Consider the following 22,989-nt stretch of genomic DNA (forward strand, 5'->3'; position numbering starts at 1 on the left):
CCCTTGATTCTTAGCGGTTCAGTTCGATGCCGAACGTGTAGCCGACTGCGACATAACTTTGGCTGCGGTCGCCGGTGTCGATAGATGGTGTGAGTAGACCACCGGTTTGCTCGGTCAGGTTTCGGCTCGATCGCCACACACCCGTTGCCAAGTCGATGAGCTGCATACCGCAACGAACATTGATCATCTTGGTGAGTTGATAGCCGATCTCAGCTCGGGCATCAAATCCGATCATGAACTCTTCATTTTGAAGGAACTGAGCGGGAGTCGTCACCGTGATGTTGGAGTCGACCTCCGAACCAGTGGTGTTGCCGTCGTAGACAGTGGTCGTTTCCACTCTACGGCTGGAGTAGGTTTGTAGGTTGATCCCGGTAAAGGCACGGAATTCAGCCGAGTAACAGAACCGTTCTTGATACTTGAAGTACCGGAAACCTGCCTGCAGCGTGTAGATGTTATTATCGATCTCAGCAGCACTTTCTTCGAGTATTTCTGTGTTGGAATAGTCGATGTCGACCGTGCTGATAAGCGGGATGATGTACGGTGAGTTACCGAATCCGACGCCGTCTTCGAGCGGTCGTTTGTAGACACGCAACGAAGAGCCATCTTCTGCGGTGACGACCCGAAGCCCCAACATCGGCTCAAGGATTCCACCGTAATGGTACGGTTCCATACGCCATGTCTTGCTGAGTTCGTAGCTCCGCATCGTCATGTCATTGAGTGTCAGACCGACGTCGTAAAAGCGTCTCGAGAATCCAAACACGTTGCCGTCTTCCGGGAAAACCGGGAGTCCGAAACGGGTATCACCCAACGCATAGGTCGGCTCCCCGTTGAGGTCATTCTCGTTGAGGCGGTTCAGACGATCGACACGAACTCCGTCGAAGGCACCGGCTGAGTTCTCGATGAACGAGAATAGCATCCCGGTATCGGCGTCGGGACGCATGTAGCCGATTTCGTAACGGTGGCCACCACCGGGATCGAGCTGGTTGCCATCGTCAAGATCATCGTCTTGGTTCGGACGAGATCCATAAAGATGAATCCGATCGTACGTCGAAAACCACCCGACGTGAGCCCGTTTTTTGGGCTTCATGTCTAGGATGTCCGCATCGTAAATCGGCTCGAACCAGTTGAAGTCTGGATCAAACGCGAACGGGTCCGCGGGCGGCAAATCGTGATCTTTTGCCGATGCGTTGACGCCTCCGGTTATCAATACCAGCAACATCGCCAATTTCGTCGTCAGCTTCCGTACCGACATCGTTATTCCACCGTCATGCTAGGAGTTGCTGCCAGCGCCCTGAGAATCAATCGCGGTCGATCCGTCAACGTTCAAAACGTCGCCAAATCTAACGAGCTCGAATCCTCCCCGCGTGGCTGCGGGTCGCTTGAATCTGCCTGTGACTTCCCAAGCACACCACTGCTGGTGACCTTGGGATATCAGGTTGTACCGGTAGTATCGGTCGCAAGGTCGGCTGAGGCTTAACCGGATTACGAGATGAAACGGCAAATCCGCCAAAAACCTTAGAAGCCGGAGTTTTGGGGTTGTCTACCTATCTTCTCAAATCGTTAGCGTTTTCTCAGCATTCAAACTCGGTGTGGGACCGCGCGGCTGATGCCGTTCCACTAAGTTTGTTAGCGGCCGGACGCGAGCCCTGCCGGTTCAGGCAATCCCCCAGTTCACGTCAGATGAAGCGTCTGCATTTTCCCGTGAGACGGGAGTCATAGCCTTTGGGAAGCCGACAGACCCCCCGTAATGGCGTTTGCCTTTCCGCTCGCTGGACAATCTGAAAACAAGGCTGACAACCCTCACCGAGTTGGCTACACTATCAAACTGTTCAGTTCATTGGTCCTTCCGGGACCAGCCTGAACCCCTCCTCGACGCTTCGTGTCTTATCCACAAACGAGCCGTCGAACACGCTCCTCTCTTCTCGCCCACCACCGACCGGTTCTCCTTATCATGGAACCCCCCACCCCGCCAAGGTCGGCGCGCGATTCACGTCGCGGACCCCGACGCATGCGCCATCCCGACCAAGCCGTTGATCAACGTGTTCGTGAACTCGATGCCGAACGCGATCCGCTTTCCTTGCCGGAAGAAATCGTTAGCGAAGTCACCAAAGCTGGTGGACGCGTTGGGATCCCGCATCCTGATGCCAACGAGTCCCCGGTCAACTTGGTGCAGCTCCAGCAGATGTCCCATCCCGATTTGCTGGCTTTGGCTGAGCAAGAGGGGCTTCAGGACATCGGAGGTCTCGCCCGACAGGAACTCGTCTTTCGTTTGATCAAAGCGAAAATGAGTGCCAACGGACTGATGTACGGCGAAGGCACCCTTGAAATCCTGCCCGATGGGTTCGGGTTTCTTCGCAGTGCGCAGTATCACTATCTCTCCTGCCCCGACGACATCTACGTCTCGCCGAGCCAAATTCGTCGCTTTGGACTGCATACGGGCAGTCATGTCGCAGGGCAGATTCGTCCGCCGAAAGAAAACGAGCGTTATTTCGCGCTGCTGCGGATCGAAGCGATCAACCATCACGAGCCCTCCCGACGAGGACGGCAGGTTCCGTTTGATGAACTCACGCCGTTGCACCCACGCACCCGGATCGTGATGGAACATTCGGCGACCGAGATGAGTACGCGGGTGGTCGATCTGTTCACGCCGATCGGATTCGGGCAACGTGGGCTGATCGTCAGTCCGCCACGTGCCGGGAAAACGATCCTGATGCAACAACTCGCTCACGGCGTGCTGGCAAATTATCCCGAGGCGTACGTCTTTGTGTTGTTGATTGACGAGCGGCCTGAGGAAGTCACCGAAATGGAACGCGAGATCAAATCGCACCAATGCGAGGTGATCAGCAGCACGTTTGACGAGCCACCGGCCCGGCATATCCAAGTCGCCCAAATGGTGGTCGAGAAAGCAAAACGGATGGTGGAGTCAGGAACAGATGTCGTTATCTTCCTCGACTCAATCACCCGACTCGCCCGTGCCTTCAACAGCGATGCCGAATCGGCTACAGGTAAACTGCTGACCGGCGGTCTCGATGCGGGTGCGATGCAGAAGCCCAAGGCAATTTTCGGGTCGGCTCGAAAGGTCGAAGAAGGCGGATCGTTGACGATTCTTGCAACGGCGCTGGTCGACACGGGAAGTCGCATGGATGACGTGATCTTCGAAGAGTTCAAAGGAACCGGCAATTTGGAGATCGTGCTCGATCAAGACCTCGTGCAGCGACGAGTTTGGCCGGCGATCGATTTGTCGTGCAGCGGAACTCGTCGTGAGGAAATTCTGTTTGATGACGAAGAGTATCGGCGGATTCAAACGCTGCGGCGAACACTCGCTGAATTGTCGCCCACCGAAGCGATGACAACGCTCACCAAGAAACTCGCTACGACGCAGAACAACGTCGAGTTCTTGATGAGCATCCCACCAGAAGCTTAACTCGAGGTTCGCGGAGCAAGTCGCCGAGAATCGAGCGTGACCCGCGACAGGGCGACTTAGTTGGCATTCGCCATTCAAGACTATTGAAGCAAGCCGGACGCGTCTCAGTCGGTCTGTCGTCGAAAGACGAATTCGTTGCATCCCCAACCCGCCCCGACGGTGCGGAGATTTTCGAGTACGAAACCTCGGCGTCGGAGTGGGAGGATGATCGCTTCCGGACTGGCGACTTCAAAGGGAAGTCCACCGATCCAGTCAACCCAATCGTGCCAAACACTCATTCCGCGATCGCTGCGTTTGCTTCGCCAATCGGCAAACGGGAGCGGGTTTCGGCCCCGGGCCAAACGGGCGACCGCAAACTTGAGTTCATAGATGCCCGCAACTGCGGCAACGTAAACGGGACGCACGAACGAAGGCAGGAAGTGATAACCGCGTTTGATCGCGTGCCAACGTCGGCTGCCTCCGCCCTGGTCGTTGTAGATCGCGATCGCAAGCCATCCGCCTGGGCCGACTCGTTCAGCCGCCCGTTTGATCGCTTCGTTCATCTTCCCGGTGTGATGAAGCACGCCCCAGCTATATACGATGTCAAAGGTGCCCAGCGATTTCATGGCGGCTGTGTCGAGTACCGAGACGTGATGCACGTCCCACGTGGGTGCGGAGGCGGCTTCCAGATCGGATCCCAGCGACGCGTGGAAGTGATCCCGGAGCGTCCGAGTGCATTCGAAGCTTTCTCGGTCGATGTCCACCGACACGACCGAAGCCCCAAGCGAGATGGCGGCGAGTGAAAATAGCCCGCTGCCCGAACCGATGTCGAGAAACCGTTTGCCCGCGAGCGGTTGGGGTTGGCCAGCGTCGAGCAGCAAGAGGCCGCGGAGGGAGGCCACGGCTTGATCGATCCTGTCGGCGTCGACTTGTTTCAAGAACGCCGACCAGTTTTTGCCGAACGCGAATCGGGCTTCGCTGGGATCGACGTCTTCGACCACTACGCGAACCACTGCACGGCGTTGCGGAACATCTGCAGTCCGTCGCCATGCTCGGGCTGAGTTTTGCGACGTGTCCAGAATGGGTGCTGAGTCGCATCGATGTGGCGTTCAGGGTGCGGCATCAGTCCGAAGACACGGCCCGAGGCGTCGCATACACCGGCGACGTTGGCGTCACCGCCATTGGGGTTGGTGGGAAAAGGTAGCGTTTCGGATTCAATCTGGCCGCTGGAGTCACAATAGCGAAGGGCGAGTCGACCGGCGGCGCGGAGTTGTTCCAACGCGTCGGCGTCACGGGCGACAAATTTGCCTTCGGCGTGTGCCATCGGCAAGAACATTTGGTCAATGTCTTTGAGGAAAACGCAGGGAGTTTTATCGACAGCCAAGTGCACCCATCGATCTTCGAAACGCCCGTGATTGTTCCACGTCAGGGTTGCCGGCGGCACGTCGAACGAAGACCAGTCGCTTTCCCCATCCCAGGATTGGTCGCTGGGGCTGGCAACGGAATCTTCGTCACCCCGAACGCTCGCCATTTGCGGAGTTTGGATGCCCGTCGTCAGGACGCCCAATCGCATCAGGACTTGCATGCCATTACAGATTCCCAGCACAAGGTTGTCGCCGCTGTCCACGAAATGATGAATCATGTCGTCGAGGTGGTGTCGCATGCGGGTGGCGAGAATTCGACCTGCGGCGATGTCGTCCCCGTAACTGAAACCGCCGGGAATGCACAGGATTTGATATCGTTTGTGCAGTGCGGGATTTTCGCTCAACCGTCCGACGTGGATCCGCTCCGCCGTCGCTCCGGCGAGTTCGAACGCGTGGGCGGTTTCGACATCACAGTTGGTGCCGGGGGCGCGAAGAACGAGAACGCGTGGAGCAGCCATGTTGAGAAGTTAGACGTAGGTAGTTCGGACGGAAAAAATGGGAAAGGCATTCCCTCGAAAACTTAATCGTTCGATCATTTCGGGGCAACGTGGTCGGATGTGGGGCGGGTGATCAGTTCGCCCTTTCGTGGGTAGCCTCCGTCGACGTCGATTTGCTGTGTTTGGTGGCAACGCCAGTTTTCGTTGTCGACTTCGGGGTAATCGCTGCGGAAATGCACGCCGCGGGATTCCCGGCGTGCGAGTGCGGCGGAGGTCATCGCGGAAGCTGTCAGCAGCAGGTTTTGCAGTTCCCAGCCCTCGACGCTGTCGAATTGGTGCGACATCACATACGCCGAAAGCGACCGGATTTGCTCGTTGGCCTGGGCCAAGCCTTCTGCATCGCGTTGCACTCCGACGAGGCGTCCCATCAGGCTCTTGAGCGACACCCGCACGTCGGCGATATCAAACGATTGGGTTTGTTCGCGAGCGGTTTGTTGGATCCGGTACGCGATCATTTTGTGGGGGCCTTCGGCTGCCGCCCGGCTGGCCGCTTCGCCAGCGTGAGCACCGTAGACAAGCCCTTCGAGCAAACTGTTGCTGGCCAAACGGTTGGCACCGTGAAGGCCCGAGCTGGTGGATTCGCCGGCGGCCCACAAGCCGGGCAAGCTGGTTCGTCCCTGACTATCGACGCTCACACCGCCGATCATGTAGTGAGCACCAGGCCGAACGGGGATCCGATCGGTCGTGACATCCAATCCGAATTGTTTGCACGTTTCCGCGATTCCGGGAAAACGGCTGAGCACGAGTTTGGGATCGAGGTGAGCAAGGCTGAGATAGACGCAGGGGTGTGACGTCTCGGCCATTTGACTGACGATGGACTGGCTCACGATGTCCCGGGGGGCGAGTTCGGCACGGTCATCGTAGTTGGGCATGAAACGGTCGCCGTGTGAATCGAGCAGGTGAGCCCCTTCACCACGCACCGCCTCGGTGATCAGCGACCGCGACGACCCTGCAATATAAAGCACGGTCGGGTGGAACTGGATAAATTCCATGTCACGCAGTTCGACGCCGGCGCGGTAGGCGATCGAGGTGCCGTCGCCGGTCGCGACAGCCGGGTTGGTGGATTCGCGAAAAACCTGCCCCACACCTCCGGTGCACAGAATGGTTTCTTTGGCCCACACCATCGTCGGCGGGGCGTTGTGGCCAACGATCACGGCGCCGCGGCAGCGTCCTTCGAGGGTCAAGAGATCGACGGTGAAGGCGTTTTCCCAGATATCGATGTTCGACGCCTCGCGGCTGCGGTCGATCACCGCTCGCATGACTTCGCGGCCGGTCGCATCGCCCATCGCGTGGACGATTCGCTCGTGCGAATGACCACCTTCGCGACCGAGGGCGAGTTCACCCGCGGTGGTGTCGAACTGCGTGCCCCACCGGATCAATTCTTCGATCCGCAGCGGCCCCTCGCGGATCACGCGTTCGACCACGTCGCGGTCGCAAAGGTTGGCCCCGGCGACGAGCGTGTCACGGATGTGATGGTCAAAGCAATCTTCGGGGTCGAGTACGCCGGCGATCCCGCCTTGGGCGTAGTTGCTGTTGGATTCCCGCAAATGATCCTTCGTTACGACGAGAACCGAGAGGTTAGGTTCGACGGCATTGGCTGCTCGGAGCCCCGCCAATCCCCCACCAATAATGAGGACGTCGGTGAACCGGTGAATCGCCCGACGCGAGTCAAATGGGAGTAGATAACGAGGCGTGATCATGTCGTTTGGATGGATGGCAATTAGCGGACGGCTTATCGACAAAGGGATATTGTAGCCGCTACCCTTGTTCTCCATGAGCACCCCGATCGAATCCTTAAAGCCGCCACAGTCGAACCGGCCGAAAACCGAGGCCATCCCTGCGATGGACCCAGCCGTGACGTCGATTCAGCCGGGTGGCGGGCTGGTGATGTCGATGGAACTCGCTTGGGGACGGATTCGAAGAGCGTATCTGCGTAAATTTCGCCCCGGCTACGTCGCCCGCATGGCCGACCGGCGGCAAGGTGAACGCGGTGCCTTGCCTTTCGATCCCGTCGACGCCCGAGATATGAAATACTTCCGGAACCAAGACAGTTATTGGTGGGCGGACGCCGATGACCCCTTCCTGTGGCGTGAATCGCTGCCCATTGTCCGGGCGGGATTGGCGGAGCTGTTTGTGATCGGCGGGACGCTATTATTGCTTTCGGTCCTATTGGCGTTCTATTGGTGGCCGTTGTTTGTGCCCCCCTTTCTCGCCTGCCTGCTCGTCGTATGGTTTTTTCGTAATCCCCGCCGCACGGTTCCCGAAGGGCCGGGAATCGTCGTTTCGCCGGCAGACGGTAAGGTTGTCGAAATCGTTGAGATTGATGATCCGGTAATCGGTCCTGCCGTCCGGTTTGGAATTTTTCTTTCGATCTTTAATGTTCATGCGAATCGTGTTTCGCTGCCCGGGCGGATCGTGTCGGTCCGCTACCGACCTGGCAAATTCCTCAATGCGTTACTTCCTAAATCGGCTCGAGATAACGAGAATCTCGATATCGAGTTGGCGAGCAGTGATCTGGATGGGCGGATTATCCGGATTCGGCAGATTACCGGGCAATTTGCCCGAAGAATTGTTTGCTGGGCGCGTGTCGGTGACGTTTTTGCACGCGGCGAGATGTACGGCATGATTAAGCTGGGCTCTCGAACTGAATTAGTGATCCCGCGGGACGGAGCTCTCGCGATTGTGGCAACGATCGGTGAGAAGACCTTCGCCGGTTCGACCGTGATGGCCCGTTACCAATCTGATGCCTCCATTGAATCCATTAACGATCACTCATGAGTGAACTCAAACCACGGTTACCGCTATCCGACTGGGACGATCCGGATACAGAATCCGATCCTCAGGATCCGGCCATCGAAGCGGATCAGGAGGTTGCCGGTGCGGGTGGCAAGCTGCGTCGTCGCCGAAAACGAAATCGCGGTGAACGACGCCGGTTGACGCTTGCGGTCTTGCCGACGGTCTTGACCCTCGGGAACGGTGTTTGCGGATTAGCTGCGATCGCGATCGCCGTCAGTACCGAGACGCTTGCGTGGGAGCTTGAGACAAAACTCTTCGCCGCCGGTCTGCTGATCTTTGGTGGCATGCTGTTCGACGCACTCGACGGTTCGGCCGCCCGTTTAACGGGCCAGGCGAGCCGGTTCGGTGCGGAACTCGATAGCCTTTGTGATGCGGTCACGTTTGGCGTCGCGCCCGCGGTGATCGTGTGGCGGATCAGCGATGCGTTGCCACAGCGATTGACATGGGCCATCGGCGTGCTGTTTGCCGTTTGCGTGTTGATCCGCTTGGCCCGCTTCAACGTTGAAACCGATGAAGACGACGATCATGAAGGGTTCGAAGGTCTGCCGAGTCCAGCGGCGGCTGGCACGCTCGCGGCGTTCGCGATCGCGATTCCCGATTTAAAGGACTTTGCGACCGGGGAAAACTATCCGGTATGGGTGTGGCATATCAGTGATTGGTCACTGCAAGCCTCGCACTACTTCATTCCGGTGCTCGCGCTCGTGCTGGCGTTTTTGATGGTGTCCCGGTTCCGTTACCCGCATGTGTTCGCGCAGTTGGTGCGAGGACGTCGGGCGCCGAATCAAATCGGCCAAGCCATGTTTGCGGTCGTCGGGATGTTCCTATTGCACTGGGTCGCGTTACCGTTGGTGTTTTGTTACTACAGTTTTGGTTCACCCTTTCGGGCATTGATCAACCAATACCGCGGACCGAATCAACAGCAGCAGTAACGCTGTCTGAGAGCGGAACGGCAATGTGCGTATCGCGTCGTCATCTTCGCGTGCTCGCGATCGCATCACTCACATGCGACTTGTCTTAAGCGACTTCGCGGTACAACGCTCGCGTCGAATCTTCGTCGAGCGGGATCGGATTAAACGTTCCCGTCCACTGCTGTAACGCGTCGTCGACAAACATCCCGATGTCGGACGACGGGATTGATAGTGCGTCAAGCGAAGTTGCCAGCCCGGCCGATTGCACCCAGTCTTGAACCATTTCTGCCAGACGATCGGGGGCTTCGTCCACCGGTACTTGCGGTCCACCGACGGGATCGATCTCACGGAGCAGCTCTGCGTACCACAACGCGTGTTGTGAACCGTTGAACCGGATCACCGCGGGCAGCATCAGCCCGACGGCTTGGCCGTGGATGATGTTGTGTCTCGCCGTTAACGGGTTGGCTGTCGCATGAGCGGCGCCGAGCATGGAGGTTTCGATTGCCATTCCGGCCAGCGAAGCGCCCAGTTGCATTTCACCCCGCGCATCCAGATCGTCGGGCGACTGCAGTACTTTCGAAAACGATCTCGCGAGCAACCCGAACGCACGTCGGCTGTAGGTTGTCGAGATCGCGTTTCGTCGACGAGTCACGTACGTTTCGATCGCGTGTGAGATCGCATCGATTCCCGTCAGGCTCGTCACGCTCGCGGGCATCGTCAACGTCAGCTCTGGGTCGAGGACCGCAATGCGGCAGGCCGCTCGCGGGTCGCCACAGGCCATTTTGACGTGCGATTCCGGATCGCTAATCAACGCAAAACTTTGCGTTTCGCTGCCGGTGCCTGCTGTCGTCGGGATCGCGATCATCGGCAAGAGATCCGCCGTCGCTTTGCCCACGCCGTGATAGTCGTGAATCGATCCGCCGCAACTGTAAACGAAGTTCATCCCTTTGCAGCAATCCAGGCTGCTGCCGCCGCCCAGTCCGATCAGCAGATCCGGTTGAAAGTCGGCCGCCGCAACGACGCCCGCGTCGACCATGGTCGATGTCGGGTTCTCGGCAAACTCATGGAAAGAGCCGACCTCAAAACCCGATTTTCTTAATCGCTCGGCGATGTGTTCGAAATGTCCCGCCGCGACGATCCCCGCGTCGCTGACCACCATGACGCGGCGTGCACCGAGCGAATTCGCCAATTCTGCGATCCGAGCGGATGAGCCGGGACCGAATACCAGCCGGGTTCGAGGTTGGATGTCAAACGATGCCTGGGCCGTAAATCCGACGGGGGCGACATTTGTGGTCATATCATCTTTCTTGGAGATTCCGGAAATGGAAACACACAACGGCTCAGGCAAATAATGTCCAACGGCGGCGCGGTCACGCCAGCCCCCATCGGCGGCGAAGCGTCCACTCCGAGCATAGACAGCCGGCAAATAGTAGAAACACCACCCAGCCGCTTGATGGACCGTCCCCGAGCCGCCATTTTTCGATCACGACTCGCTCCGCCCGTCGACGCTGGGTCGAAATCCGTTCGATCAGCGAGTCGATCTGATCGGGGCGAAACGATTCGCCCCCCGATGTAGCGGTGATCGCCGCCATCCGGTCGAGCATCGCGTGGTCTGCGGCAATCGCGGCTAATTCCGTCGTGTCGTCGACCACCTGGAAGGGCAACTCAGCCGAGGCGACCGGATCCGCCGCATCACCCAATCGCACCCGAACCCGGTGAATACCCGGTGGAAAAAATGCCCCGGCGGAAGGAGCCGATGCCTCCGCGGCCACGTCGGGCGATTGTTCATTGTTATTGTCCGTCGGAGTGGCACCGTCGCCGAAAATTTCCGCGTTGATCGTCGCTTCGCGTTGATCGCCGACCGCTCGGGTGTTGGTCGATAGCCCGAGGGGGCGAATTTCCCCCGATTCCAGCACCACATCCGCTGACCAAGCACCCGGCAAATCGGTCGCGTTTCCAGCGAGCACGATCGACCCGGTCAGCAGGCTGCTCAGCGTCGTATTGAATCGACGACGTGTCATTTCCAGTTGCAATTCGCTGTCGTCGGATTCCTCCCGCGAAAGCAGCCACAGCATGAGCTGACGCCAGAATCGACGATGGAACTCGCTGGCCCCGCCCCTCCACCAGATCCATGTCGAATCAAATGCGAGCGAGGCGACTCGGCCCTGTCCATATTCGCCGACAACCAGCATCGGATCGGAACGCTCGTCCTCAAGCAGCACCTGCACCCCCGGGCTCGCTTTCACGCCCGCGATCGCGTTGGCGCCAGGCATTGGCGGTAACGTCGACCAATTCCACTCACGAGCCCCCACCATGATATTGGTGATTGGATGCGGAACCGTCGTTTTCAAAGTCAACGGTCCCTCCAGTTGTCCTTGCATCGACTTTTTGATCTCGCCGCCGGCTGGTTGCACGATCGATCCGTTCATCTTCACCGGGAGGGCTTTTGCCAAGGGCGAGTCCGCGTAGCCGCCGGGGCCGTACGCCCGTTCGCCGCCGAGCGTTACCAAAGCGGTGCCGCTAGCCACCGACTTGGCGATTTGTTCGAGTTGCTCGGTTCCCAAGGCGGCCGAATGCAGATCGCCGAGAATGATCACGTCGTAGCGTCCGGTCTGCAAATCATCCGCCAAACTCACCGGCCATCGTTTGGATGTGTCGCGAGGGATCCACCGATAAGTGAGTTCCAAGTCGGGGAAACGTCGCAGGGCTCGTCGAAGGTACGACTGTTCCAAACGAGGCGTGCCTTCGAGATACAAAACGCGACCGCCACCCGGTCGAACGTCCACGAAAGCGAGCTGGAAATCGTTTGACGAGTTGGCTTCCCCGGCCGGTGGACGCGCCCGCACGATCAAACGGTATCGTCCCGGCTCCGGTGCAACGACGGGTATCCGAAACGCCTCGGTTGATGAGCTTTGGTCGCTCCTCATGGTGCGCGTTGCCGCATTGCGGGTGGCCCCTTTTTCGTCCACCCACTCCACCGACAATCCGATCGGAGTCCCCGGGTAACCTTGGGATTGAACCTCGAACGAGATTTCCGCTTCGTTGCCGGTGAACATGCGGTACGTTTCGGGTAACGACTGGACCGACACATCTTGGACCAGACTGGTTTCGGCACGTGGGCCGAGCGCGACGGTCCACAGCGGCACGCCAATCGCCGCGACTAACCTCGCAGACGAAACCGGATCGATCGACCGGCTGCCATTGGAAGGGTTTCCCAACTCTGCCCGCATACCACTTTCGGATGGCGAAGCGGGCACGACGGTTTGGGTTCCATCGCTCAGCAACATGATGCCGGCCAGGGGGGTTCCCCGCGAGGCGGCAACCGCCGATTCCAAGGGCACGGACAGATCGGTCAGCAGACCGTCGGGTTCGAGATTCGATACCGCTGCGAGCGATTCGCGAAGTTCGCTCGCCGGACCGCTGGCGATCTGATCGCTGCGTCGATCGTAACGAAACAAGGCGATGTTGAGTTGATCATCAAGGCCCGCGAGACTCTCGGCCAACTGTTCGAGCACTCGTTGCTGTTGCTGCCAACGATTTTCGGCGTCGCCGCTACCAAGGTTGGTTGATGCAGCGGCATCGTCACCCGAAGCGAGCGTCATGCTGCGTGATGTGTCCATCGCGATCGCTAACGTCGCGGCTGCGGGGCGGTTATCCGATCGCACCAACGACGGGCGGAGCATCGTCAGCACGAGCGCGATGGCTGCGAGCCCGCGAAGGGTCAGTAAAGTGATACGCCGGCCGCGCGACACCCCGGTCGGAGTGACCACGAACAACAACGCGATCACCACCGCCGTCAATAAAACGCCAGCCAACCCCGAGTCGTAAATTGGATCGTAACTCAATCGCATCATGTCGCTCCCGGATCACGCGCCGCACGATAAAAGCGATTGCTCAACAATTGTTCGGCCAGAAAGACGAGGACGACGAGCAGCGTGAGAGGTGCGTGCAGCGACACGGCAACCGATCCGCCACCACTTCCGGTTAACGACAGCGATTCAATCTCACGGGTGATGGACCATTTTTCTTCGCCCAGCCAAGCTCGCAGCGTCGCGTAATTGGTCGTTTCACCCCGTGACCAAGCCGGTGAGAGGTTGGCGGAAAAACCGCTCCACAATTCCACGCCCCTCATGAAATACGTGCCGGGCGTTTCCGTTTCCCGAATCGTGATCTCCGGCGTTGTCCAAGGGATCGTTCGCCCCGAGTCGTGGCCGGGAGCATAAAGTTCAACCGATTGAGCTTGGGGCGATAGTCGATTGTCGGTTTCGTCGTTGTTGCTGTTCGCCGAGTTGGTCATGGCGCCGGGATCCGGTTGGACGATCGCTGTTTGCCCGACCACGATGGTGGCGTTGCGTCGGTCGATTCCCGCAAGATACGCGGCGAGCCCACGAACGGTCATGAATGCTGGCCAAGCGTCGGCGGCCGAGAACAGATCGTTCCATGTTCGCGTTTTCGAACCGAGTGCAGGCAGCGGTGTGGTCGTCACGGCAATCCGGCCGTCTCCCATTCGCCGTGTCATGACCGCGGGCAATCCGGTGTTGCCTCCGTCGGCGGCGACCGCATATCGCGCGAGCACCTCCCATGGTGACGCCGTCACGGTCTCGTCGGTTTCGTTTTCGACTTTCGTCGGTTCGAGATCCGTCTGCCAGTACCGCCGTACCCGAAAGTCACTCCAATTCGGCATGGATGATGGACGCATCAATGAACTGAATATTGGATGGGAACTCGACGTCACTCGCCAGAACGTCCCCGGTTCTGGCACTCGCCATGATCGCACCAAAGGCGGGATCAACCATCGGGTCTGCGACGCCTTGCTGCCTATCGTGGCGGTGGCATCTCCATCGGCGATCACTTCGGTCGCCGGCCCCAGGCTGAACATCAGCCCGCCACCCCGCGCGACCACGCCCGCGATCTGTTCGAGCATCGCGGAGCTGAGCCCGGCGTTGGAGCCGACGATCTGGTTCTGCTGAGCCGAGAACCGCAGCGGTGGATCGAGCAGCACGACCATCTCAAAAGGTTTCCAATCGACTGCGGCCAAATCGCGATAACTGACCGTTTGGATCCGGTAACTCGCGGAGGGATCGTCGGGCGCATGGGGAGCCGTCATGGCGGCCGCGATCACGCCGGTTTCATCTCGGTCGTCGCCCACGATCAAAACATCCGGTGGTGCGGGTAAATCGATCGTTACAAATCGCCAGTTGTCCCACATGAAACGATCATCGCCGATCAGTTCAATCACAGCGTGGTAAGTTCCCCGCGCGAGCGGCGGCAACGTCAATAAGACCTCGTCACGCCCGTTGACTGCGGAGCCGGTCAGCTCGATCGAAGCCCTGTCCACCGAACGCAGTGCCGGTAAAACCAACTTGCCGTCGCGGACGACGGGCAGCGAAGGATCACGCTCGTACAAACTCATCTGGACTGTTGCGGATAACTTGGTCGCACGATTCGGAGAGGAACCAGTTTCTGCGCCGGAGCCCCGCCAGACGCCGACGTCAAACCGGATCGGGATCGCAACGCCCGGCGGTGGAGCCACGTCGGCAACTTGCGGCAGTGATATCCACGGATTGATCGTCGGAGTCGTTACACCCTGGTTCTTCGCAGTGACGCTTTCGTTGGCATCGAGATCTGCCGAGATGACAACGCTCTCATGTGTGTTCACGATGCTGATCGGCACATCCTCGTGTTTCGACGGTGCCAGCGGTGATCGGGCTAACGCCGCGGGGAGGCTCGGTTCCCAACTCGCGGCCGCCATGTCAGAGATCACGACCACATGGCGTTCGCTTAGGTCGCTGGTGCGAACCAACTCGACGGCCGACGCCGTGCGCTCCGTGATCGATGCCGGGAACGCGATCGGTGTGATCCGCGAGAGCCTCGATCGAGCGGCAGCGGTGTCGAGAGAAAAACCGACCGGGGATGTCGATCGGTCAACGATCGCGATTCGGCTGCCTTCAGGCAAACGATCGATCAGTTCGCCCGCTCGCACCATCGCAACGGCGAGACGTGTGCCGGGACGAGTCGACAAAAACAATGTCGCCGGATTGCTGGCCCGACCGGAGTTTTCGTCGCTCGCGTCATCGTTCTGAAAGTCGTCAGCGACGCTCCATGCCGATGAAGGAGCGTTGTCGATCACGATCGCAATCGCCAACGGCCGATCGATCCGAAAATCGGGCGTGTTACCCGTGGCGAGTGCGCCGATGGCACCCACGCCCGCGACCCCACCGGCGATCAACGCGGCGACGAGCAGCGACCAAGCCATGGTGCGTCCAAGACCTTTCGCGAACGCGACCGATGCGAGTGCCAACAAACCCAAGCATGCGAGGGCAATCAGCCCCACCGTCGTCCAGGTGGATGACATCGCTGAGTCAATATGCGGTCGGGCCAGCACGACGGCAAAAGCGACGAGAGCCAATATCCTCAAGGCGAGCAGCCACCAACGGCGCACCCGCAGTCGGCTCGTTTGCGTCGTCAGTTGACGCTGCAAGAACGCAACGCTCGGAAAGATGACGCGGCGAGGTGGTTGGCGAGCCAACAAGTGCAACGCAACAGGAATCCCCGCCGCCAAAGTCCCCAACAGCAACGTTGCACTGAGAAAACTCATTGCCCGGTCGATACCGCCAACATACGTAGACGTTCGACCAGCCGGAACAACGTATCGGTCTCAATCGTGTGAGGGCCTTGGAACCCGACGAATTCGACATCCACGTCGCCACCTCGGAGCATGTCTCGCAATGCTTCTGCGCTGGAGAACGGCAGGATCGGATCGATGCGGCCGTGCGACTGCAACACCTGTGTGTCGGCCAAACGCGTTAGTTGGCTCTTCCATAATGATTCACAGATCAGCGTCCCTGAGAACTGCACCAAGATGTTTGGCGGCCGGACCGTTCCTCGCAGGGCGAGGTCCATGGTCAACATCGCTCCCTGCGAAAAACCGCCGAGGACATAAGGCGTCGATTCGGGGGTGTCCGCGAGCACGGTCGTCACCGTTTCTTCGAGTGCCGCCCGAGCTTCGTCGATTCCCGGTGGCACTTCGTCGTGCAGCTCCGAAAAGCGATTGGTTTGCAAAAGTTCTTGCAGTGCCATCATGTTCAGTGGCCACCACGCCCGACCCTCCGGCATCCCGAGGTCCGACAAATCATGCGGCGCTTCGGGGTAAATGAATCGAAGTGCGGCCGAATCACGACCAATCCACTCGATCAAATGGGGAGTCAAGGAGGCGAGGTCGTCACCAGGGGCACCATAGCCGTGGCACAGGATCACCGGGATGCGTGCGTCGTCGGATCCGTCCACGACGAGACAGCGAAGAGAGCCGATTTTCTCGACACGTGGCCGGGCGGCATAGCCGTCGGCAGAGTAGTTGGGATTGTTCATCCCACTAGGTTACGCGAAACGCGACCGTTCTTGCCAGACGCCTCGTTAATCTGACGTCGACATCCCCAACTGACGCATCTTTCGATACAGGTTAGAACGATGCAGTCCGAGTTTGCTGGCTGCTTCGGTCATGTTCCCGCCGCACGCCATGATTGCCGCTTCGATATGGGCGATTTGAAATTCGCGGGTCGCCTCGTTCAAATTGATGATCGTGCCGCCCATCGAATTTCGCATGGTCGTCGCCGGGAAGCTCGGCAAGGCGCCTTCGATCGGCCGCAACATCAAGTCTTCTTCGTGAATCAGGTCACCGCTGGTTAGGTAACACACCCGTTCGATTGTGTTGCGTAGTTCACGGACATTACCCGGCCAGGGATGCATGATCATCGCCCGCCGTGACGTTTCGTCGAACCGGGGAACCACCCGTCCGATCTGGCGGCAGAAACGCTCCAAGAAGTGTTCCGCCAGCATCAGCACGTCGCTGCCGCGGCTAGCCAGCGGTGGCAGGGTCAGCGAAACGACGTTGAGACGGAAGAACAAATCTTCGCGGAACCGTTTTGCCGCGATCAAATCTTGCAGCGGTTGGTTCGTTGCCGCGATCACTCGCGTGTCGACGGGAATCGGTTGGGAACCACCCACGCGGACGACGACTCGTTCCTCGAGGACGCGAAGCAATTTCGCTTGCCCGCCCGGGCTCATGTCGCCGACTTCGTCTAGGAACAACGTTCCGCCATGAGCCAACTCGAATTTGCCTTGCCGAGTTCCTGAAGCGTCCGTGAAGGCACCTTTTTCGTGGCCAAACAATTCGCTCTCGAGCAACGATTCGACCAACGCGGCACAGTTCACCGCAACGAACGGGCCGTTGCGTCGTTCACTGTGATAATGAATGTGTTGGGCGAGCACCTCTTTGCCGGTACCGTTTTGTCCCAAAATCAAGACACTCAGATCGGTCGGCGCGACTTTCGATGCGTTGGTTCGCAAATCGCGAATCAATTCATGATTGCCGACCAATGGGTTGGATTCCGCAGCTTGGGAGACCAGCCGGTCACGGGTGCGGGTCAGGTTGGCACGTGTCCGCTGCGAGTCGATTGCCACGACCGCGTGTAGAGCTAATTCCGATAGCGTGCGTACGTCGGCGGCGTCGAACGCGCCGCTGCGATGATCGTCTTGATACGCGTTGATCGCTTCGAAGACGCCGATGATTTGGTCACGCGAGTTGACCATTGGCACGGCGAGCAGCGAATGCGTGTTAAACTTTTGTGCTTGATCGATTCGACGGTTCACCCGCCCACCATCGTTGCCGCCTGCCGACCACCAACGTGGGTTTCGACTTTGCAGGACTTCGCCCACGATGCCGGCGTTGTCTTCGACCTCAAGGACACCGCCTTCGATCCCGATGGCGGGCCGACCGATCAGCCGACGCCGTGATTTATCCCACAAGAAAATCGTCGCACGGTCGCACGACAAAACTTCGCACGCACAGCGGGCCACTGATTCGAGCAATTCATCGTCGTCATCGAGTTGTTGCCAGACGGCCGCGTTTTGCAGCATCGTCGTGGTTTGCCATAGGCGGCGGGTATCGTTTTGACGGTCACGGTGCAGGCCAAGGAATCGTCCGAGTGTTATCGAGAGCGTCCGCAGCAACGCAGGCGGCGCGGGGCGTCCGTTGATTGATAACAACAACGCCAAGTTTGGGATGCCCGGCATCACACCCGCGGTCTCGTCTGCCGCAGATGCCTGCGTCCGCGTTGCCGACGGAGATGCCGTGGACCGCGAGGCGTCTGCGGTCTCGGACGAACTTGGGACGCCCGAGGTCTGCACTTGGATCGCCGAAAATTCGCCCTTGGTGACGACTTCGCCTCGGTCGATCGCCTCGCTGGCGACTGCATGGGCGGCCGTAAACTCGTCTCCGGTCCAGAAGCTGGTTTGCCAACGGTCCGCGTGCTGGCCGACCACTCCGCAGCGGATGGTTTCCAAATTGTCCGCTTGCACGCCGGCTACCAAGCCGAGCAGCAGCGGCATTTTTTGGACGATAATCTCATCGTCAGACAATTGCCTGGGCGGCGAATAGCTAGTCGGAATGACGGGCGAAGAAAGGGCAGCACCCTTGTGGTCGTTGCCAGGGAGATGGTGCGAAGGAGTTCCGATCACGTTAAATTCCATAAACGAACCACAACGATGCCTTGTGAGGGTGGACGCGTGTGACGATGATGGTCGCCCCAACTGCAACACTCCGACAGCAAACCACCGCCATAAAAGGTAAAAAATGCAATTTGAAGGAAAAAAAGGACTTATCGTCGGTGTCGCCAACGATCACTCGATCGCGTGGGCGATCGCCCAGCAGATTCTTGAAAACGGTGGCAAGTGTGGATTTACCCATCTGCCTGACCGCGCGGACGACGAAAAGAAAAAAAATCGACGTCGGGTTGCCAAATTGACGGATCAATATGACGGCGCCGAATTCCTTCTACCCATGGACGCGAATAATGATGACGACATCCGCACTGTGATGGATCACACGGCAAAAACTTTCGGGAAAATCGACTTCCTGCTCCATTCGATTGCTTTTGCGGACCGCGATGACCTGGGTCGCGAAACCCTGCACACATCCCGAAAAGGGTTCAAAATCGCGATGGAGGCCAGTGTTTTTTCGCTGTTGGCCGTCACCGCCGCTGCCGAACCGATCCTCAATCCCGGCGGCGCTGTCCTGACGATGACGTACTACGGCGGCGAAAAGTGTGTTCCCGGGTACAACGTGATGGGCGTCTGCAAAGCCGCTCTGGAGGCGTCCATGAGATACCTCGCGTTCGACATGGGGGCTCGCAATGTTCGGGTGAACGCCCTTTCAGCGGGACCTATCCGCACACTTGCCGGACGCGCCGCTGGAGTCGAGGACATGCTCAAGATGTATGAGCACATGGCACCTTTGGGACGTAACGTCACCCACGAGGAAGTCGGTCGGACAGGTGCGTTCTTGCTCAGCGATGACAGCACCGGCATCACGGGTGAGGTTCTACACGTCGACGGGGGCTACAACGCCATGGGCAGTCCCGGGCGTTTGCTCGACGAAATCAAAAAGGCCCAAGACGCCTGATTCTGGCGTTGATGCCGCCCATAGAATCGCTGACGCAATCGCCGCCGCGAGCCTCCCAATCGGCTTGCGGGGCGCGGGGCGGGTACCAGACGGTTGCCGTGCACCTCATGTTGACGTCTGCGCCAGTTTCCGTCACAACGCCTGAATCCACATTTGAGCTCCGCCACTCGTCCCTCTTTCCCAAACGCCCTACCCATTCATGGCCAAATCGACCAGCAAGAGTTTGGTGATCGTCGAATCACCCGCAAAAGCCCGTACGATTTCGAAGTTTTTGGGCAGCGGATACCAGGTCGAAGCCAGTGTGGGACACGTCCGAGACCTGCCGGGCGGCACCAAAGACATCCCCAAAAAATACAAGAAAGAGCCGTGGGCCTACCTCGGCGTGAACGTCGACAAGGACTTTGAGCCCGTCTACATCGTCCCGGCGGACAAGAAAAAACAGGTCGATAAACTCAAAGAAGCACTCAAAGACGCCGACAGCCTCTATCTCGCGACGGACGAAGACCGCGAAGGAGAAGCGATCAGTTGGCATCTCTATGAGTTGCTCAAACCATCTGTGCCCGTGCACCGATTGGTTTTCCACGAAATCACCAAAGAAGCGATTCAGCACGCGCTGGATACCCCTCGCCAAATCGATGACGGCTTGGTCCGGGCTCAAGAAACACGCCGGATTCTCGATCGCCTTTACGGCTACGACGTCTCACAATTGCTGTGGAGAAAGGTCGGTCCAGGGCTGTCGGCCGGCCGCGTCCAAAGTGTTGCCGTGCGTTTGATTGTCGAACGCGAACGCGAGCGGATTGCGTTCCACGAGGCGACTTATTGGGATCTCGAAGCGATCTTCACGACGAAGGATGGCGATTCTCTGCCTGCGACGCTGAACACCGTCTCCGGACGCCGGCTCCCGAGCGGGAAAGACTTCGATCCCGATACCGGTAAACTGATTAACACTGATCTATTGCAAATGGACGAGGCCGAGTCCACGGAATTGGCCAATCGTTTGAAAAACGCCGATTTTCGGGTCACGAAAGTCGAAGTCAAACCGTTCGTCGAGCGGCCCAAAGCGCCGTTCACGACCAGTACGCTGCAACAGGAAGCCAACCGCAAGCTCGGCATGACCGCGAGACGCTGCATGCAGGCGGCACAGCGGCTCTATGAGAATGGTTACATCACCTACATGCGTACCGACTCGACGACCCTGTCGACCGAAGCGGTTAACGCCGCCCGGGATCTGGTACGCACCGAGTACGGCGAAAAGTTCCTGCACGAATCCGTCCGCACGTACAAAGGCAAAGTCAAGAACGCGCAGGAAGCTCACGAAGCGATCCGTCCCGCCGGTACGCCTTTCCGTGTCCCCGCTTCGGTTCAGTCTGAACTCGACCGAGATCAATTCCGTTTGTTCGAATTGATTTGGAAACGCACGATCGCCTGCCAAATGGCCGACGCGCAGAAACAACGAATCAGCGTCACGATCGAAGGTGGCGATTGCACGTTCACCGCCTCGGGAACGAGCATCTTGTTCGAAGGTTTCTTGCGAGCCTACGTCGAAGGTAGCGACGACCCCGAAGCCGAACTTGCCGACAAAGAACGACTGCTGCCGCCAGTCTCCGAAAGCGATCCGCTCGACGTGACCGAGATGGATCCAAAGAGCCACACCACGCAGCCTCCGGCACGCTTTAGCGAAGCATCGTTGACGAGAACGCTCGAGGAAAAAGGGATCGGTCGACCGAGTACTTACGCGTCGATTATCGAGACCATCCAAAAACGCGATTACGTCTACAAAAAGGGCAGCGCCCTGGTGCCGAGTTGGACGGCGTTCAGCGTGATCCGTCTAATGGAGACGCACTTCGAAGCCCTCGTTGATTACGACTTCACGGCCCAAATGGAAGACTTCCTCGACACGATCAGTCGTCAGGAAGCTGAAGCACTTGAATACCTCAAAGGCTTCTACTTCGGCGATCAGGAAGGCTTGGACTTCCCCGCCGATCACAAGGCCGCCGTGGGGCTGAAGAAACGACTCGAAGAGAAAATCGAAGAGATCGATCCACGTGTCACCGCGATGTTCTCGCTCGGAACGCCGACCGAAGGTGAAAACCGTGAAGAGGTTTTCGTGCGTGTCGGCAAGTATGGACCGTTCCTCGAACAGGGCGAGCGCAAGGCCGCGATCCTCGACGGGATGGCTCCGGATGAGATGACGCTCGAAAAAGCCATGGAGATGTTCGAAGCGGCGTCCCGCGAAGACGAACCGCTCGGCGTGCATCCCGAAACCGGTAAAAACGTCTACATCAAAGCCGGCCGTTTTGGTCAATACATCCAACTCGGTGAGAAGGACGACGAAGAAAAACGCAACCAGTCGATTCCCAAGAGCATTGCACCAGAGGACGTCAACTTCGAGCTCGCGTGCCAGTTGTTGTCTCTGCCACGCAATCTCGGCAACAACCCCGAGGACAGTGAACCGATCATGGCTCACGATGGTCGCTATGGGCCGTACGTGAAGTGCGGAAAAGAGACTCGCTCCTTGCCCGCTGGCATGTCGCCACTCGAGGTGACGTTTGATGAGGCGGTCGCGTTGCTCAAGCAACCCAAGACGCGTGGCCGCGCGGCGCCGAAAGAACCGATTGTCACGTTCGACAAAAAGAGCCCGGTTACTGACCAAGAGGTGAAGATCCTCGAAGGCCGCTTTGGACCTTACGCGACCGACGGTGAAACCAACGCGTCGATCCCTCGTGGTACCGACGCAAAGGAAGTCACCTTTGAAGCTGCCTTGGACTTGCTTGCCGAACGCGCCGCCAAAGGGCCGTCGAAAAAGAAGAAAAAGAAAGCGGTGAAGAAGAAGGCTGCCAAAAAGAAAACCGCCAAGAAGAAAGCCGCAAAGAAAAAAGGCATCATCAAGAAGTCTTAGGACAGCATTCGCATGCGATTTTCACCCGCAGAAATTGGGCTCGCCCACGAAATGAAGGCGGCCGGTTTGCAGTGGCAGCCCACGCCGGGACATTATGTTTGGGATGGTGAGTCCCTCATCGAGCATGACTCACCTTTCCATGACCGGGTGTTCTTTATCCTCGACCTCAAACACTTTTTGCGTCGCAGCGAAACGATGGAACGTTTGGTCGAGTCGATGGTCTGGTTGCCGACGTGGCAGCAGTGCCGCGACGTGCTCGAACAACGCGGCGTGGATGGCCACGCGATCGCGGAGCACCTCCGACGAACCGACGCGATCGAGCAGCGAACCGAGCGACTCGAACTCTACCGGTTGCTGCTCAGCAGTTGCGGAAGTTGCTAGACTTGCCTTCGCTGGACATCGCGACCTGTCACGCAGTTACTTATCACGTACGCTCGGTCTCTGGGGACGTTGATTGTTATAGTGCTTTTTTTAGCGGAACTGCGTAAGCCGTCCGGTCTCGCGTCACCGGACGGCTTGCGGGCTGTTGATTTAGTGAGCCGTCGGCGCTAGCCGCGGGCCTTACGGCTACGATGCGCGCATTGGACGCCCGCAGCTAGCGCT

15 protein-coding genes are annotated in these 22,989 nt (G+C 58.6%); 6 read left to right on the forward strand and 9 right to left on the reverse strand.

Features of this window, described 5'->3' with window-relative positions; translation table 11 throughout:
• Window positions 1-10: 10 nt before the first annotated feature.
• The gene (locus NB063_RS24985) at window positions 11-1,252 is read right to left on the reverse strand and encodes a hypothetical protein (protein WP_250931761.1); all 1,242 of its coding nucleotides are present in this window, start codon (window positions 1,250-1,252) and stop codon (window positions 11-13) included.
• Between the two features lie 756 nt (window positions 1,253-2,008).
• Here NB063_RS24985 and rho point away from each other — a divergent pair.
• Window positions 2,009-3,424, forward strand: a complete 1,416-nt coding sequence (gene rho / locus NB063_RS24990; RefSeq protein WP_261367581.1) for a transcription termination factor Rho — start codon at window positions 2,009-2,011, stop codon at window positions 3,422-3,424.
• Window positions 3,425-3,528: 104 nt separating this feature from the next.
• On the opposite strand, the gene NB063_RS24995 is transcribed toward rho, so the two are convergent.
• From NB063_RS24995 to nadB, 3 genes are all read right to left on the reverse strand, one after another.
• On the reverse strand, window positions 3,529-4,404 hold the full coding sequence (locus NB063_RS24995; protein WP_250931762.1) for a class I SAM-dependent methyltransferase: 876 nt from the start codon (window positions 4,402-4,404) through the stop codon (window positions 3,529-3,531).
• Window positions 4,404-5,285, reverse strand: a complete 882-nt coding sequence (locus NB063_RS25000) for a phosphoribosylformylglycinamidine synthase subunit PurQ (RefSeq protein ID WP_250931763.1) — start codon at window positions 5,283-5,285, stop codon at window positions 4,404-4,406. The genes NB063_RS24995 and NB063_RS25000 overlap by 1 nt, the downstream gene beginning before the upstream one ends.
• 74 nt (window positions 5,286-5,359) lie before the next feature.
• Window positions 5,360-7,024, reverse strand: a complete 1,665-nt coding sequence (gene nadB / locus NB063_RS25005) for an L-aspartate oxidase (RefSeq protein ID WP_250931764.1) — start codon at window positions 7,022-7,024, stop codon at window positions 5,360-5,362.
• A gap of 73 nt (window positions 7,025-7,097) precedes the next feature.
• On the opposite strand from nadB, the gene NB063_RS25010 reads away from it, so the two are divergent.
• The gene (locus NB063_RS25010; protein ID WP_250931765.1) at window positions 7,098-8,102 is read left to right on the forward strand and encodes a phosphatidylserine decarboxylase family protein; all 1,005 of its coding nucleotides are present in this window, start codon (window positions 7,098-7,100) and stop codon (window positions 8,100-8,102) included.
• Window positions 8,099-9,049, forward strand: coding sequence for a CDP-diacylglycerol--serine O-phosphatidyltransferase (gene pssA, locus NB063_RS25015; RefSeq protein ID WP_250931766.1), 951 nt, complete (start codon window positions 8,099-8,101; stop codon window positions 9,047-9,049). The genes NB063_RS25010 and pssA overlap by 4 nt, the downstream gene beginning before the upstream one ends.
• A gap of 85 nt (window positions 9,050-9,134) precedes the next feature.
• On the opposite strand, the gene NB063_RS25020 is transcribed toward pssA, so the two are convergent.
• The 5 genes from NB063_RS25020 to NB063_RS25040 all read right to left on the reverse strand — a co-directional run bounded on the left by NB063_RS25020 (window position 9,135) and on the right by NB063_RS25040 (window position 18,415).
• Complete coding sequence (locus tag NB063_RS25020; protein WP_250931767.1) at window positions 9,135-10,325, reverse strand: iron-containing alcohol dehydrogenase; 1,191 nt, start codon at window positions 10,323-10,325, stop codon at window positions 9,135-9,137.
• A gap of 73 nt (window positions 10,326-10,398) precedes the next feature.
• A complete protein-coding gene (locus NB063_RS25025) occupies window positions 10,399-12,879 on the reverse strand; it encodes a glutamine amidotransferase (protein WP_250931768.1) in 2,481 nt (826 codons plus the stop codon).
• Complete coding sequence (locus NB063_RS25030; protein WP_250931769.1) at window positions 12,879-15,626, reverse strand: BatA domain-containing protein; 2,748 nt, start codon at window positions 15,624-15,626, stop codon at window positions 12,879-12,881. Before NB063_RS25030 ends, NB063_RS25025 begins: the two co-directional genes overlap by 1 nt.
• A complete protein-coding gene (locus tag NB063_RS25035) occupies window positions 15,623-16,396 on the reverse strand; it encodes an alpha/beta hydrolase (RefSeq protein WP_250931770.1) in 774 nt (257 codons plus the stop codon). The genes NB063_RS25030 and NB063_RS25035 overlap by 4 nt, the downstream gene beginning before the upstream one ends.
• A 45-nt stretch (window positions 16,397-16,441) precedes the next feature.
• Window positions 16,442-18,415 (reverse strand): sigma-54-dependent Fis family transcriptional regulator, encoded by a 1,974-nt coding sequence (locus NB063_RS25040; RefSeq protein ID WP_261367585.1) that lies wholly within the window; start codon window positions 18,413-18,415, stop codon window positions 16,442-16,444.
• 244 nt (window positions 18,416-18,659) lie between these two features.
• Between NB063_RS25040 and NB063_RS25045 the strand changes: the two genes are divergently transcribed.
• The 3 genes from NB063_RS25045 (at window position 18,660) to NB063_RS25055 (ending at window position 22,767) form a co-directional block, all read left to right on the forward strand.
• Window positions 18,660-19,487, forward strand: a complete 828-nt coding sequence (locus NB063_RS25045; protein WP_250931772.1) for an enoyl-ACP reductase FabI — start codon at window positions 18,660-18,662, stop codon at window positions 19,485-19,487.
• Window positions 19,488-19,686: 199 nt separating this feature from the next.
• Window positions 19,687-22,386 (forward strand): type I DNA topoisomerase, encoded by a 2,700-nt coding sequence (gene topA / locus NB063_RS25050; RefSeq protein WP_250931773.1) that lies wholly within the window; start codon window positions 19,687-19,689, stop codon window positions 22,384-22,386.
• A 12-nt stretch (window positions 22,387-22,398) separates the two neighbouring features.
• Complete coding sequence (locus tag NB063_RS25055) at window positions 22,399-22,767, forward strand: hypothetical protein (RefSeq protein ID WP_250931774.1); 369 nt, start codon at window positions 22,399-22,401, stop codon at window positions 22,765-22,767.
• Window positions 22,768-22,989 lie beyond the last annotated feature (222 nt).

Source organism: Aporhodopirellula aestuarii (genome assembly GCF_023701485.1).
Classification (GTDB): domain Bacteria; phylum Planctomycetota; class Planctomycetia; order Pirellulales; family Pirellulaceae; genus Rhodopirellula; species Rhodopirellula aestuarii.